At 38.4% G+C, this 14734-nt stretch carries 13 protein-coding genes; 3 read left to right on the forward strand and 10 right to left on the reverse strand.

All coding sequences use genetic code 11. From position 1 onward, the window contains the following. The first annotated feature begins 42 nt into the window (after positions 1 to 42). Positions 43 to 1050, forward strand: coding sequence for a tetraacyldisaccharide 4'-kinase (lpxK, locus tag AB657_RS00115; protein WP_047244649.1), 1008 nt, complete (start codon positions 43 to 45; stop codon positions 1048 to 1050). Here lpxK and AB657_RS00120 read toward each other — a convergent pair. The 9 genes from AB657_RS00120 to AB657_RS00160 form a co-directional block, all read right to left on the reverse strand. Further along, positions 1031 to 3250, reverse strand: a complete 2220-nt coding sequence (locus tag AB657_RS00120; protein WP_316933199.1) for a tetratricopeptide repeat-containing hybrid sensor histidine kinase/response regulator — start codon at positions 3248 to 3250, stop codon at positions 1031 to 1033. The two genes, lpxK and AB657_RS00120, sit on opposite strands and share 20 nt — an antisense overlap. After that, positions 3247 to 4257 carry a type I glyceraldehyde-3-phosphate dehydrogenase gene (gene gap, locus AB657_RS00125; protein WP_047244650.1) on the reverse strand — a complete coding sequence of 337 codons (1011 nt, stop codon included), beginning with the start codon at positions 4255 to 4257 and terminating at the stop codon, positions 3247 to 3249. Before gap ends, AB657_RS00120 begins: the two co-directional genes overlap by 4 nt. Positions 4258 to 4335: 78 nt before the next feature. After that, a complete protein-coding gene (gene lipA, locus AB657_RS00130) occupies positions 4336 to 5211 on the reverse strand; it encodes a lipoyl synthase (protein WP_047244651.1) in 876 nt (291 codons plus the stop codon). Between the two features lie 110 nt (positions 5212 to 5321). Continuing rightward, complete coding sequence (locus AB657_RS00135; RefSeq protein WP_232304815.1) at positions 5322 to 5873, reverse strand: RNA polymerase sigma factor; 552 nt, start codon at positions 5871 to 5873, stop codon at positions 5322 to 5324. Positions 5874 to 5928: 55 nt separating this feature from the next. Beyond that, positions 5929 to 6129, reverse strand: a complete 201-nt coding sequence (locus AB657_RS00140) for a hypothetical protein (protein WP_047244653.1) — start codon at positions 6127 to 6129, stop codon at positions 5929 to 5931. Between the two features lie 86 nt (positions 6130 to 6215). Then, complete coding sequence (locus tag AB657_RS00145; protein WP_047244654.1) at positions 6216 to 6974, reverse strand: anti-sigma factor; 759 nt, start codon at positions 6972 to 6974, stop codon at positions 6216 to 6218. After that, positions 6971 to 7534 carry an RNA polymerase sigma factor gene (locus AB657_RS00150; protein ID WP_047244655.1) on the reverse strand — a complete coding sequence of 188 codons (564 nt, stop codon included), beginning with the start codon at positions 7532 to 7534 and terminating at the stop codon, positions 6971 to 6973. The genes AB657_RS00145 and AB657_RS00150 overlap by 4 nt, the downstream gene beginning before the upstream one ends. Positions 7535 to 7738: 204 nt before the next feature. Continuing rightward, positions 7739 to 8755 carry a UDP-N-acetylmuramate dehydrogenase gene (murB, locus tag AB657_RS00155; RefSeq protein ID WP_047244656.1) on the reverse strand — a complete coding sequence of 339 codons (1017 nt, stop codon included), beginning with the start codon at positions 8753 to 8755 and terminating at the stop codon, positions 7739 to 7741. After that, a complete protein-coding gene (locus AB657_RS00160) occupies positions 8755 to 9945 on the reverse strand; it encodes a pyridoxal phosphate-dependent aminotransferase (protein ID WP_047244657.1) in 1191 nt (396 codons plus the stop codon). Before AB657_RS00160 ends, murB begins: the two co-directional genes overlap by 1 nt. A gap of 253 nt (positions 9946 to 10198) precedes the next feature. Between AB657_RS00160 and AB657_RS00165 the strand changes: the two genes are divergently transcribed. Continuing rightward, positions 10199 to 11425, forward strand: a complete 1227-nt coding sequence (locus tag AB657_RS00165) for an aspartyl protease family protein (RefSeq protein ID WP_232304816.1) — start codon at positions 10199 to 10201, stop codon at positions 11423 to 11425. A gap of 51 nt (positions 11426 to 11476) precedes the next feature. Here AB657_RS00165 and AB657_RS00170 read toward each other — a convergent pair whose 3' ends face one another. Further along, on the reverse strand, positions 11477 to 11872 hold the full coding sequence (locus AB657_RS00170; protein WP_394332515.1) for a DUF1573 domain-containing protein: 396 nt from the start codon (positions 11870 to 11872) through the stop codon (positions 11477 to 11479). 194 nt (positions 11873 to 12066) lie between these two features. Here AB657_RS00170 and AB657_RS00175 point away from each other — a divergent pair, with 194 nt between their 5' ends. Beyond that, positions 12067 to 14697: a valine--tRNA ligase gene (locus AB657_RS00175; RefSeq protein WP_047244660.1), complete on the forward strand. Its 2631-nt coding sequence runs from the start codon at positions 12067 to 12069 to the stop codon at positions 14695 to 14697. Positions 14698 to 14734: the final 37 nt, after the last annotated feature.

A 14734-nucleotide genomic window follows, 5' to 3' on the forward strand; every position in this document is an offset into this window, starting at 1 on the left:
ATTATCTGGTTATCAAAGATAAAATATTATAATTTCGTTCAGATGCAACTGTTGAGAAAACTTCTTTTTCCATTTTCCCTGGTATATGCCCTTGTGGTCTATATTCGTAATTTTTTGTATGATATAGGCGTTTTTAAATCGGAGCGTTATGACACGCCAACGGTCTGTATCGGAAATCTTAGTGTGGGGGGTACGGGCAAGACACCTATGACAGAACTGGTGATTGATATATTAAGGGATACAAGTAAGTTGGCGGTGTTGAGTAGGGGGTATAAAAGAAAGTCGAAAGGTTTTGTTCTTGCCCAAGCCGATAGTACGGTAGAGGAAATAGGAGATGAGCCCTTTCAGATATTTTCGAAGTTTCCGGAAGTTACGGTCGCCGTAGATGCAGATAGGAGAAATGGTATTCGGGAATTGGAAAAAAAGATACATCCGGCGATGATTTTGTTGGACGATGCTTATCAACATAGAAAGGTTTTGCCCCATTTTTCTATCTTGTTAACCGCTTACGGCGATTTGTATACAGACGATTGGTATTTGCCTACAGGAAACCTTAGGGATAGTAAATATGCGGCCAATAGGGCTAATTTGATTGTTGTGACTAAATGTCCCTCTGATATTACAGGCCAAGAACAAGAACGTATTGTAAATAAAATAGGACCAAAGAAAAACCAACAGGTGTTGTTCGCCCATTTAGCCTATGACCAAGATTTGAAGCATGGAGCTACAACCGTTGGGCTGAATACTTTTAAAGATAAAAAGGTTAGTCTTGTTACAGGTATTGCGAATCCGGCTCCTTTGGTCGCTTATCTAAAAAATAAAGGATTGGAGTTTGATCACTTGTCTTTTGGTGACCATCATTTTTTCTCGGAAAACGAAATAGACCGATTAAAAACGAAAGAAGTCATCATAACTACCGAAAAAGACTATGTAAGATTAAGTGATAAGTTGGATAATTTGTATTACCTGCCTGTTAAACATGTACTTCTTAATAACGGATATAAAGTGTTGAAAGAACAGCTTTTTCAGCTTATGAACGGGATTTCTTAGTGTTTTTGTCAAATATGTTCTCTCCGATTTTTTGATAGAAAACTTCAGGTTTAAATGGTTTTGTTACCACATCGTTACATCCGGCGGCATAAAAACTTTCTAAACTATCGTCCAATGATATAGCCGTTAGCGCAATTATAGGCGTTTCCTTGTCAAATTTTCTTATTTGTAGCGTGGCTTCTTCACCACTTATGCCAGGCATGTGAATATCCATTAAAATGGCATCGTATGTATTTTCTTTGGCAAGGTTTACGGCTTCTTCTCCATTGCTCGCAATATCACTGGTGATTTCTTTTTTTGTGAGCATTTTTTTGGTAATGACCTGGTTTATTTTATTGTCTTCAACGATAAGTATGTGAAGTCCTTTAAAATCATAATCGCGAGGAGTAATCTCAAAGGCAATATCATCAACAAGGTCATCTTTACTTTTCATATTGATCTCAAATGAAAAAGAACTGCCTATGCCCAGTTTGCTCTCCAATCTTATGTTGCTTTCAAAAAGGCCCAATAAACTTTTAACAATGGTGAGGCCAAGCCCTGTACCCCCATATTCTCTGTTTATTTGTATAGATCCTTGTTCAAAACCATCAAAAATACTTTGTTGTTTTTCTTTTGAAATACCAATACCGTTATCTTTTACCTCAAAATAGATGGTAACATCTTCTCCTTCTTTTTTGCCTAGTTTACAAATAACGTTTACCGTACCGTTTTTTGTGAACTTTATGGCGTTGCCAATTAAGTTTATGAATATCTGTGAAAGTTTTAAAGGATCGCTCATTAAATGACTGGGAATATTGGAGTCATAATCGAGAATCAACTTTGTGTTATTTTCCTTGGCGCTCTGTTGTAGCGAATCCATTACCTCGTTCAATATCTTTTTGAGGTTGAATTCCATATTCAAGGGTTCTAACTTATCGGCATCGATTTTGTTGATGTGAAGAATATCGTTAATGAAATTCAATAGATAATCACCTGAAAATTTTAGTGCTTTGAGGTGTTCTTTTTGATGCTCCGCAGGATTTTCCTCTAAAAGCAAATGCGTAAGTCCGGTTACAGCGTACAAGGGGGTTCTTAATTCATGGCTAACGGTAGATAAAAAGTTGGTTTTGGCTTCCATGGCCTGTACGGCACTGTCCTTCGCTTTTTGTAATTCTTGATTTTTAGTCTGTAGAAGATCGTTTGTCTTTAATTTTATCTGATTGTTTCTGTAGAGGGAAACGGCCAATAATGATATTATTATTAAGAAAGCGGAAGCTAATATGGCCGTAAGCTCAGACCTGTTTTGCGATTCTTTGAGTTCTTCTATCGTGTGGTCTTGTTTTATAATAAGTTCTGTCTTATAATCGTCTCGTATCTTATCGGCTGTTTTTGCCTCGGTCTTAAGTTTGTCGATAGTAAATAAAGAATCTTTGATGCTGAGTAAATTTTGGCTACTGGCCCATGCATTTTCATATAGTCCCATTTTTGCATAGACGTCGGACAAAATTTCGTTTGCTTCCTTAACTTCTAAAAAAAAGCCGTTTTCTTTGGCAAGGGCCAACGCATTTTCGGCATTTTTAGAGCTTTCTGGATAGTTGTTGGTCTTTTGGTATAGTTTGGCCAGGCCTAAATAGGCTTGGGTGGACAAATAATCTTTTTCGTGTATGTCCGAGTTGACCACAAGGGAGTTGAGGTTTTTGGTGGCGCTATCATATTTTTCCAATTTTATGTAAACATACGCTTCCGTTAATAGAATGTTGTTGATAAAATTACGGTCGTTGTTCAATTGTTTAGCTTCGTTCAGCATAAACAAGGATTGAAAATTTTGATCGGCCTGATACAATAGAACAGCTTCTATGTATTTATGAATGGCGTCACCGTATGGGTACGCAACATCTTTGAGCAGTACGCTTGCCCGATCCCAGTAAAATTGGGTGTCGCTTTCTTTTTCAAGCTTTAGGTAGAGTAGGGCCAACTCATGATAACAATCTATCAGCCCCTTTACATCTTCATTTTTTTCTGCTTCTTCGGCAGCCTTGTCAAGTGTCTCTATTGCAAGGTCTATTCTGCTCTGGTTTCTGTATGTACGGGCCTCGTCAAAGAAGGGGTCTAAACTTACAGTGGATACAGAATCTTGGGCAGACAAGGTCACTCCCGCCAATAATACAAAGCATAAGGGGAAAAAATAATTGACGATCCTATGTAAATAAGAAGTCTTCAAATATATTTTTTTCTTACCATTAAATTTACCAAGTCTATTAATCTATTGCAATACCCCGTCTCATTATCGTACCATCCTATGATTTTCACCATTTTGCCTATAACCGAGGTCATTAAAGAATCAAACGTACAAGAATAACAACTATTGTTTATATCTATAGATACTATTGGATCTTCTGTATAACAGAGAATATTTTTTAGTTCGTTCTTTGATGCTTTCTCAAAAGTATCATTAATTTCTTGGATTGAGGTATTTCTTCTTACATTGAAGGTAATATCTGTCAAAGACCCGTTGGGTACAGGAACTCTGATGCCGCAACCGCCTATAACATCTGCCAGTTCCGGAAAGATGCGTGTCAGTGCTTTTGCGGCTCCTGTCGTAGTTGGTACGATCGATTGTGCCGCAGCTCGGGCCCTTCTCAAATCCTTATGTGGTTGATCGTGTAAACTTTGGTCGCTCGTGTAAGAATGTACAGTGGTAATATATGCCTGATCTATACCGCAAAGGTCATTTATCACCTTTATCATCGGGGCTGCATTATTGGTAGTGCATGAGGCATTGGAAATTATGGAATCCTCTTCTTTTAATGTTTGTTCGTTGATTCCATAGACAATCATTTTAATGTCATCGTCTACAGGGGGGGCGGAAAGAATCACTTTTTTGGCCCCGTTCTTTATGTATTGGTCAAGAATATCCTTAGTCTTGAATTTTCCAGTACATTCCAACACGATGTCAATATCATATTGGCCCCAGTCTATACTTCTGGGGTCTGCAATATTGGTAAGTTTTACCGGCTTGTCGTCAACAATGATATGTGCGCCGTTATGGGTAATATTGCCCGAATAAATACCATGTATGCTATCGTATTTTAATAAATGGGCGAGTGTTTTGGAATCTGCCAGGTCATTAATGGCAACTACGTTTATATGAGGTTTATCTTGAAGAAGTCGGAAGAAGGTTCTTCCGATTCTACCAAAACCATTGATGGCTACATTAACCTTTTTCATAGGTTTTTTGAACAGTTAAGATGATTGGCCCATAGGGTCTTTAGAGTGCATTATTAGGCCAACATGGGGCTTAAAGCATTAGTTTATGTGTTTATGGGCTTTGTAGGACGACCTTACCAGAGCTCCGCTTTCAACATGTCTAAATCCCATTTCCAGCCCTATTTCTTCGTATTTTTTAAATTGATCGGGTTTAATGAATTCTTTTACGGGTAAATGTTTTTTTGATGGTTGCAAGTATTGTCCAATGGTTACTACATCTACATTGGCCTCTCTAAGGTCCTGCATTGTTTGTATAACCTCTTCTTCCATTTCTCCCAATCCTAGCATAATGCCGGATTTGGTCCTGTTTACACCATTGGCCCTTAGGTATCTTAAGACTTCTAAACTACGTTCGTATTTGGCCTGTATACGTACTTCTCGGGTCAATCTTTTGACTGTCTCCATATTGTGCGACACTACTTCTGGCGATACTTCGATGATACGGTCCAGATGTCTTTCTATACCTTGAAAATCTGGTATTAAAGTCTCAAGTGTGGTAGACGGATTCATTCTTCGTATCGCTTTAACGGTCTCGGCCCAAATAATAGACCCCATATCTTTTAGGTCGTCCCTGTCCACCGAAGTGATTACCGCATGCTTTATGCCCATTATCTTAATGGAGCGGGCCACTTTTTCTGGCTCTTCCCAGTCTACGCTTTCCGGTCTACCGGTCTTTACACCACAAAATCCGCAAGAACGGGTACATACGTTGCCGAGAATCATGAAGGTAGCGGTACCTTCGCCCCAACATTCGCCCATGTTCGGACAACTACCAGAGGTGCATATAGTGTGTAGGTCGTACTTGTCGACCAATCCACGAAGTTGGGTATATTTTTTTCCTGTAGGTAGTTTCACCCTTAACCATTTCGGTTTTCCCTTCGGAGGTGCGTTGTTTTCTTTTACAGCTGTAGACATGCCTAATTTTTATACAAATATACGAAGTAAAGATGCAAACCCTTTTATGATAAAAGAGCTAGTATTTTAAAATTAATATAACTGTTCTGTAGTTGGATGCGTTTTGGAATTTATCTTCTGTTTCTTATAATTTCTGCCAAAAGCTTTTTGGCCCTTAAGAGTTTTACCTTAACGTTGTTCATGGGTTCGTTCAGTTTCTCCGCTATATCGGCATAACTAAGCTCATGAAAATATCTTAGGTTTATTACTTCTTGGTAGTGTGGTTTTAGGCTCTTGATGTCTCTTAGAAGGTCGGCCAAATTTTGTTCTTGGATCAATTGATCTTCCATTGAGAGCGAATCATCGTAAACCTTTTGGATCGCCTCTTCGTTTCTTCGGGTTTCCAATAGGCTTTTTTTTCTTTTGCGGACCAAGTCTATATGGATGTTCTTTGAAATGGCGATCAGCCATGTCTTAAAGAGATAGTCGTCGTTATAGGTCTTTATTTTGTCGAACGCCTTTGAAAATGTCTGTATGGTAATATCTTCCGCATCATTTTCATTTTCGGTCCGTTTCAATTGAAAACCATAGACGTCGTTCCAGAACATATCCAGTAATCTGCTATATGCTATCTGATTACCTTCTTTTGCCTTTGCTATTATGTCTTTTACGGTTTCGTTCAATATAAATGCTAAGTAGGAGGAACTATTTTTTAAGAAATGTCAAGCGTTGTCTTTTTTAGGAAACAGCTTCCCTTTTGCAATCTTGTTCGTCTGGCATTTTACCGCACATGCTACATGCTTGCCCGTCTTTGTTTAGATACGGACTTTGACTAGCACAGGTACCGGCGAACTTACCGTCTTTCTTTGCCCAAATTTTTATGGCTATTCCAGAAAACGCCAATGCTAAAAGTCCAATAGTGAGTAATATTAGTTTCATCTTTTGAAATTTTGTACAAAGGTAAAAAAATAAAGCCCCGATTCGGGGCTTTATGATTACTTTATGTGTTAAGATATGTTTTTGGTTTAATAGGCGATATTGGCTACAATATTGTCGACTGTAGGGTTTTGGTTACCACCTTTTGGCTCTATGGTAATGTAGCCGACCGCATTTTCCGCATAGGGCAGGGCCATAAGATTTTGACCGTCTCCGGCCTCTTCTATAATGCCCAAGTTCAACATTTCGCCATTTACCTCTGCCCACATTTGGTAACACTGGTCTTCAGGTAGGTGAGGTAGTTTTTTTACATTGATATACGATAATTTTTTTACCGGGTTGATGTAAGCGACGGCTTTTAGTTCTTTTGCCTTTTGGTTTCCTTTTACATTATATTTTTTAGTGCTTGGATTGTTAAGGACAATGAACTGATTTCTTACATCTTCCAATTGCTGTTTCATGTCGGCCTCCAAAAGTTTTATCTTATTGCTGACAACGGTGTTTTCTTCTTGAAGGTCTTGATTTTGGTTCCAGAAGAAAAAGGATGCCCCGGCAAACATGATAGCGGCAAAACTCGCGGCAATGGCATATCTGAAGAATCTTTTTCTTCCCTGGTGTTCTGAGCGGATACGTGCCGTTATCTTTTCTTTGAGTCCTTCCGGTGATTCTACGGCATGCAGTTTGGCGAAAATTTCCAAACTTTCTTGCAGCTCGTTATAGGTTTCTCTCACTTCCGGGTACATGGCAATATACTGCTCTACCTTCAGTGATTCTGTCTCTGTGGTATGCCCAAGGAGATATTTTTCCAATAAATCCGAGTCCAGGAATATTTTAATTTTTTCTTTCATCCTATTATATTTAAAAGAAACGTTAGCATGGCCGGCCCGTATACTTTACGTAATTCACGAAGTCCGATTTTTAGTCTAGATTTGATGGTGCCCAAAGGAATATTAAGTTCGTCGCTTGCTTCCTGCTGTGTCATTCCCTGAAAAAACAGGGCGTCCAACACTATTTGGTACTTTTCTTCTATCTTATCCAGATGTTCCTCAACATCCATGAATTCTGGCCTAATGCTATCTACGCCTAAATTATATACGTCAGAAACATCTATTTGGATTTCCTTATCTGTTTTTGTATTGATACTTCTTAATTTGTCGATAGCGGTGTTTCTAGTAATACGAAACAGCCATGTAAAAAGTTTGGCTTTAGTGGGGTCATAAGAATCCGCTTTCTTCCATATTTTGACAAAACTTTCCTGAAGTACGTCTTGTGCAAGCTCTTCATTTCTCAATACCTTGTTGGCCACCCCTAAAAGAGTGTCCCCGTAATGGTCGTACAGAAGTGAAATAGCCTTATCATTCCTTTCCTGTAGAAGTTCAACTATATGTTTTTCAAGTAGTGTGCTCATATATAATGGACAAACCTAAAGTTTTTTAATCTATAAACATCCAAAAAGGTTTGTCGTTCCGTATATCAATAAACGCTAATTTATAAAATTGATTGTTAAAGAGGCGTTATCTAAAAATATATCTCTCATAAGTGTGCAGCTGGTAACTGCCACTTAGTTTTTGGTTAGTTTGGTTTGGTATAACCCCTGGAGTTTTTCTGGGGGTTATTTTATTAAGTTAACTTCTGGGATAATGGTAATTCCGAAATCGTTCTTGACTTTTGATATTATTTTATGTGCCAGATCTAGAATTTCCTTTCCTGTGGCGTTACCATAATTGACCAAGACCAATGCTTGTTTGCTATGTACACCGGCATCACCAAATCGCTTTCCCTTAAAACCACATTGCTCTATTAGCCAACCTGCGGGAATCTTATATTTTCCATCCGATACTTTGTAATATGGGGCTTCAGGATGCTTGTTTATAAACGGAAGAAAATCATTCTCTGTAATTATGGGGTTTTTAAAAAAGCTTCCACTGTTACCCAATTCTTTTGGGTCGGGAAGTTTACTGTTTCTTATGGCTATAACGGCATTGGAAACATCTTGTATGGTTGGATCCGAGATATTTTGTTCTTTTAGCGCGGTTTTTATGTCGCCATATCCGGTATTTAACTTATGGTCTTTTTTGGTGAGCTTAAAATTAACGGAAGTGATAACGTATTTGTCCTTTCCTTCATTTTTGAAGAAAGAATCCCTATACCCAAATTCACAGTCTTCTTTAGAAAAGCTTACTATTTCTTGGTCTTCCCTGCGGACAGCTTCGCAGCTTGTGAAACAATCTTTGAGTTCAACACCATAGGCCCCGATGTTTTGAATTGGTGCCGTGCCAACATTTCCGGGAATAAGGGACATATTTTCTAGCCCTCCAAAATCGTTCTTTAAGGTCCACAATACCATTTGGTGCCAGTTTTCACCGGCCATCACTTTTAGTTCTACATGGTCATTTTCATCGGCGACCATGTCAATGCCTTTGATGTTGACATGAATGACCAATGCGGATATATTTTGGGTGATTAACATGTTACTGCCTCCCCCAAGAATAAATTTCTGGGGGAAAGCATCGTTTTTTAATATTTCCTGAAGCTCTTTGACTGTGTTTACCTCTACAAAAAAGTCTGCTTTGGCGTCAATACCAAAAGTATTGTAAGCTTTAAGGGAAAAATCTTTTTTAATATTCATTAATCTTTATAGCTTTTAAGTGCCTCACCGATGATGTATACGGCCCTTTTTAGGTTTTCTTGATCTAATACATAGGCAATTCTTATTTGGTTTTTGCCTAACCCTTTGGTTGCGTAAAAGCCAGCGGCAGGGGCTACCATTACCGTTTCGTTGTCCAGTTCAAAATGTTCCAAAAGCCATTGGGCAAAATTATCGGCATCTAATACGGGCAGCTCTACGATACAATAGAAGGCCCCTTGGGGTCGGGCAACTTTAACACCTTCCAATTTTTCCAATTCAGAGATCAACAAGTTGCGTCTGGTGACATATTCTTTTTTTACATCGTTAAAATAGCTTTGGGGCGTATCCAAGGCAGCTTCACTTGCTATTTGGGCATAGGTGGGGGGCGATAGTCTTGCTTGTGCAAATTTTAGGGCCGTTGAAATCACTTCTTTGTTTTTTGTTACAAGAAAACCGATTCTTGCCCCGCACATACTATATCTTTTAGATACTGAGTCTACGATAATGGCGTTGTTGTCAAGGCCTTCTTCTTGTAGAACTGAATAATGTTCTTTGTCGTCGTAAGTAAATTCTCTATAAACCTCATCCGCAATCAAAAATAGGTCGTGCTTTTTTACGATCTGTGCCAGCTTTTTAATTTCTTCCTTACTATAAAGATATCCCGTAGGGTTTCCAGGATTGCATATGAGAATGGCTTTGGTTCTTGGTGTAATAAGCTTTTCAAAATCCTCTATGGGTGGTAAGGCAAAGTTGTCCTCCAATTTTGAGACTACGGGCACTACCTTAACTCCGCTAGCAGTAGCAAAACCATTGTAGTTTGCATAAAAAGGCTCTGGAATTATTATTTCATCGTCATTGTCAGCAATACTGCCCATGGCAAACGATAGGGCCTCTGATCCACCGGTGGTAACGATAATGTCGTCTGCCGTTACGTTTATATTGTTTTTGGCGTAGTATCTCGCAATTTTTTTTCTGTAATTCTCTGATCCTTCCGTTCTACTGTATTCCAGAACGTTGATATCGTTGTTTTTAACTGCATCCAACGCTATTTGGGGTGTTTTTATATCGGGTTGCCCAATGTTTAGGTGAATTACCTTTATTCCCCTTTTTTTGGCATTTTCTGCATAAGGTACCAATTTTCTTATTGGCGATTGGGGCATGGATAGCCCCTTTTTAGATATGGATGGCATACATTTAAATTTTTCACAAAAGTGATAAATCATTCCCTATTCTACAATAGAACCTAACTTTATTTAGTATTCGAAAAGGAGTGTTAAAATAAGGTCTGGAAAAGAAAAATATCGTATCTTATAGAAAGTTAATTTATTGGTATGTAGTATGTTAAGTAGGTTATTACGATTTTTGGTCCTTTTTTTTCTTTGCTTTCCCGCCTTTGTGGTATCGCAAGGGTACTCTTTGCCAAAAGGTAAGAAGTATGTAAAAATGAATTTTGAGTTGATAAACAACCTAATGGTAATACCTGTAAATGTTAATGGTGCCAAATTATCTTTTGTAATGGATTCAGGGGTGAGTACACCTATATTGTTTAATCTGGCTGATCAAGATTCCATTGAGTTAAGAAATGTTTCTGAAGTTACTATAAATGGGCTAGGGGAAGGTGATCCGATTAGTGTACTAAGTTCTCAAGGTAATTTTTTTAAGTTGGGTGAGATTGAAAATCCGTTACAGAAGTTATATGTGGTAATGGATGCCGGTATAAATTTTTCTCCCTATTTGGGTATTCCCGTACATGGTATTATTGGTTATGATCTGTTTAGGGATTTTGTGGTGGATATTAATTATTCGACCAAGACCATTAAGTTTTACGACCCTGATCAGTATACTCGAAAATCAGGTAAAAAATATCAAACCCTAGATGTGGATATTATTAATAAGAAGGTGTATTTAAATGCCAGTGTGTCTTTGGACGGGGAAAAGGATATACCTGTAAAAATGCTATTGGATACAGGAAGTAGTGATGCTATTTGGCTTTTTGAAGATGAACGTATCAAATTGCCTGAGAAGAATTATGACGATTATCTGGGCAAAGGCCTGGCAGGCAATATTTATGGCAAAAGAACCAAGGTGCATAGTATAAAGATCGGCGATTTTAGCTTAGAGGATGCAAAGGCGGCTTTTCCAGATATGTTGACCTTTAATGCCATAAAGGATCTGGGTAATAGAAATGGTAGTTTGGGCGGAGAGGTACTGAAGCGTTTTAATATTGTTTTCGATTATACAAATGGAAAAATAGCACTCAAAAAGAATCCGAACTTTAAAAAGCCGTTTCATTATAATATGAGTGGAATAGATCTACAACATGCAGGTGTCCGTTATATTTCTGAAAGAATAACCAATGGTAGAGGAATAGTTTATAATGAAGATAGGTCATATGGGGATGTGCAGATATTATTGGAAGGTGCTACTAGATTGAGTCTGGTGCCCGAAATAGTAGTTTCTGGAATAAGGGCAGGAAGTCCGGCACATTTAGCCGGTCTGCAAGAGGGTGATGTTATACTGGCCGTAAATGGTAAACGTATTCATCGATATAAAATTCAGCAGATTTTAGAAATGCTGAACAATAAGGAAGGAAAAAAAGTAAAGGTATTGGTAGAGCGTTCTAACAGCAATCTTTTGTTCAGTTTGGTTCTTAAAGATCTTTTTAAATAAAAAAGCCCTCTAAAAAAGAGGGCTTTTAATTATATTAAGAGAAACTACATGTTATTTTGTACCGCTGCTTGCAGCTTTGATTTCTCCTTTGATCTTTAAAATTTTAGTAGGTGTGTCCGCATTGGAAGTTACGGTAATGGCTTTTCTGATAGGGCCAACACGGTTGGTATCATATTTTACCTGAATTTCACCGGTTTTACCAGGCATAATGGGGTCTTCCGGTTTTTTAGGAATGGTACAACCACAACTAGATCTTACATTGCTAATGATCAATGGTGCATTTCCTGTATTGGTAAATTCAAAAACTCGGACACCATCCGATCCTTTTGCGATTTCACCATAGTCTACAGTTTCTGTTTTAAACTCAATTTTTGCCGTTTTTTCCTGTGCTTTAACACTTAAACCGATCATCGCGACAAATAATACAAGTACTATTTTTTTCATCATTTTTTTGTTTAGTGCGAATTCCAAAATTAATTCTTTTCAGATCAACCTCAAAATCCTTTTGTTATACTCTAACGTTACTTATTTTTGTTTCGTATTTAAAGTGGGTAAAAAAAACGGTAAATGATTATAAAATATCTTTGATCCGTTTTATTTTTTACCCGTATATATCAATTATTTCAAAAACTGTTCCAAATATGGAAATTCCTTCAAAATATGAGCCACATCAGGTGGAAGCTCGGTGGTATGACTACTGGATGAAGAACGAGTTTTTTTATTCCACTCCTGATGATAGGGAGCCCTATACAATAGTAATACCGCCTCCGAATGTAACCGGTGTTCTGCATATGGGGCATATGTTAAACAATACCATTCAAGATGTTCTTGTTAGGCGTGCGCGTCTTATGGGCAAAAATGCTTGTTGGGTACCAGGTACCGATCATGCCTCGATTGCCACAGAAGCAAAAGTGGTGGCCAGGTTAAAGGAACAAGGTATTAACAAGAGCGACCTGTCTAGAGAAGAATTTTTAAAGCATGCGTGGGATTGGACAAATGAATATGGTGGGGTTATTTTGGAGCAACTAAAGAAATTAGGATGCTCTTGCGACTGGCAACGTACCGCTTTCACTATGGATGCCGAACGTTATAACAGTGTTATTAAAGTGTTTGTGGACCTTTTTAACAAGGGGCTTATATATAGGGGATACCGAATGGTGAATTGGGACCCTGAAGCCCAGACTACCTTGTCCGATGAAGAGGTTATTTATGAGGAAAAGCAAGGCTTGTTGTACTATTTGGAATATCAAATAGAAGGTTCGGAAGAAAAGGTGACCATTGCTACCACAAGACCGGAAACAATTTTAGGGGATACCGCTATTTGTATCAACCCTAAAGATGAACGCTTTAAACATCTAAAAGGAAAAAAAGCCATTGTTCCCCTATGTAATCGTGTAATTCCCATTATAGAGGACGAGTATGTTGATATTGAGTTTGGAACGGGATGTTTAAAAGTGACTCCCGCACATGATGTCAATGATAAAGCTTTGGGGGAAAAGCACAATTTAGAGACCATAGATATTTTTAATGCCGATGCCACATTAAATTCTTTTGGCCTTCATTATGAAGGAAAAGATAGGTTTGTGGTTAGAAAAGAAATAGCCAAAGAACTGGAAGAAAAGGGCTTTTTGGTGAAAACAGAAAAACACTTGAATAAAGTCGGTACCTCTGAAAGAACCAAGGCGGTTATAGAGCCACGCTTGTCCGATCAATGGTTTTTAAAGATGGAAGATCTTGTAAAACCTGCCATTAAGGCAGTTTTGGAGTCTGACGATATTAAGTTTTTCCCAAAAAAATTCGATAATACCTATCGCCATTGGATGGAGAATATCAGGGATTGGAATATCTCTAGGCAATTGTGGTGGGGACAACAAATTCCGGCCTATTATTTTGGCGATGGCCAAGATGATTTTGTAGTGGCCGAGAGTCGTGAAAAGGCGCTTGAACTGGCCAAAGAGAAATCTAAACGAGAGGATCTTTCCTTGGACGACCTAAAACAAGATGAAGACGTTTTAGATACATGGTTCTCTTCTTGGTTGTGGCCAATGAGTGTTTTTAACGGGGTGCTGGAGCCAGAAAACGAAGAAATCAATTACTACTATCCTACCAACGATTTGGTTACCGGGCCCGATATTATTTTCTTTTGGGTAGCCCGTATGATCATTGCGGGTTATGAATATAGGGGAGAAAGACCTTTTCAGAATGTTTATTTCACAGGATTGGTTCGTGATAAGCAACGACGAAAAATGTCCAAATCTTTGGGCAATTCCCCAGATGCCCTAAAACTGATAGAGGAATATGGTGCGGATGGTGTAAGAGTAGGGCTGCTTTTAAGCTCAGCTGCAGGTAACGATTTAATGTTCGATGAAGACTTGTGTCAACAAGGGAAGAACTTTGCCAATAAGATATGGAACGGTTTCCGATTGGTGAAAGGATGGGAGGTTGCAGATATACCGCAACCAGAAGCTTCAAAACTGGGAATTGCCTGGTACCGTGCCAAGTTTGATCATACATTAAGGGAAATAGAAGACCATTTTAGCAAGTATCGTATTTCTGATGCCTTAATGGCCACCTATAAGTTGGTATGGGACGATTATAGTTCTTGGTTGCTAGAAATTATAAAACCTGCCTATCAACAACCTATAGACAAGAAAACGTTTGATGAGGTGATAGATATTTTTGAGCAAAACCTAAAATTACTTCATCCCTTCATGCCATTTTTAACGGAAGAAGTCTGGCAGCATATCTCTGAACGTAGCCCAGAGGAAGCATTGATCGTGGCGCAATGGCCAAAAACCCGAAAGACAGAAGAGGATTTGATAGGTCAGTTCCAATTTGCGTCAGAAGTAATTTCCGGTATCCGTACCATTCGTAAAGAAAAGAATATTCCCATGAAAGAAGCATTGGAGGTATCGGTTTTGAACGAAGAGAAGGTTGGTAAAGCTTGGGATCCGGTGATAATGAAATTAACCAACGTTAGTTCTATATCGTATGTAGAAGATACTGTAGATGGAGCACTGTCTTTTAGGGTAAAGTCCAACGAATATTTTATACCTATTAGTGGGGCAATTGATGTGGAGGCGGAAATTGCCAAGATAAAGGAAGAGTTAGCGTATACAAAAGGTTTCTTGATTTCGGTTCAAAAGAAATTGTCCAATGAAAGGTTTGTAAATAATGCTCCGGAAAAAGTAATAGCCATGGAGCGTAAAAAACAAGCGGATGCAGAGGCTAAAATTGAAACTTTGGAAAAAAGTTTGGCGAACTTAGGTTAAGGTAATTACGTTCTTAATGCTATATGAGTTAATATTT

It is taken from the genome of Maribacter thermophilus (assembly GCF_001020565.1).
GTDB lineage: Bacteria > Bacteroidota > Bacteroidia > Flavobacteriales > Flavobacteriaceae > Maribacter > Maribacter thermophilus.

Excerpts from the sequence above, each read along its gene's own strand:
- lpxK (WP_047244649.1), top strand. The coding sequence starts at position 43 with ATGCAACTGTTGAGAAAACTTCTTTTTCCATTTTCCCTGGTATATGCC.
- gap (WP_047244650.1), bottom strand. The coding sequence starts at position 4,257 with ATGAAAAAGGTTAATGTAGCCATCAATGGTTTTGGTAGAATCGGAAGA.
- lipA (WP_047244651.1), bottom strand. The coding sequence starts at position 5,211 with ATGTCTACAGCTGTAAAAGAAAACAACGCACCTCCGAAGGGAAAACCG.
- AB657_RS00140 (WP_047244653.1), bottom strand. The coding sequence starts at position 6,129 with ATGAAACTAATATTACTCACTATTGGACTTTTAGCATTGGCGTTTTCT.
- AB657_RS00145 (WP_047244654.1), bottom strand. The coding sequence starts at position 6,974 with ATGAAAGAAAAAATTAAAATATTCCTGGACTCGGATTTATTGGAAAAA.
- AB657_RS00150 (WP_047244655.1), bottom strand. The coding sequence starts at position 7,534 with ATGAGCACACTACTTGAAAAACATATAGTTGAACTTCTACAGGAAAGG.
- murB (WP_047244656.1), bottom strand. The coding sequence starts at position 8,755 with ATGAATATTAAAAAAGATTTTTCCCTTAAAGCTTACAATACTTTTGGT.
- AB657_RS00160 (WP_047244657.1), bottom strand. The coding sequence starts at position 9,945 with ATGCCATCCATATCTAAAAAGGGGCTATCCATGCCCCAATCGCCAATA.
- AB657_RS00165 (WP_232304816.1), top strand. The coding sequence starts at position 10,199 with ATGAATTTTGAGTTGATAAACAACCTAATGGTAATACCTGTAAATGTT.
- AB657_RS00170 (WP_394332515.1), bottom strand. The coding sequence starts at position 11,872 with ATGATGAAAAAAATAGTACTTGTATTATTTGTCGCGATGATCGGTTTA.
- AB657_RS00175 (WP_047244660.1), top strand. The coding sequence starts at position 12,067 with ATGGAAATTCCTTCAAAATATGAGCCACATCAGGTGGAAGCTCGGTGG.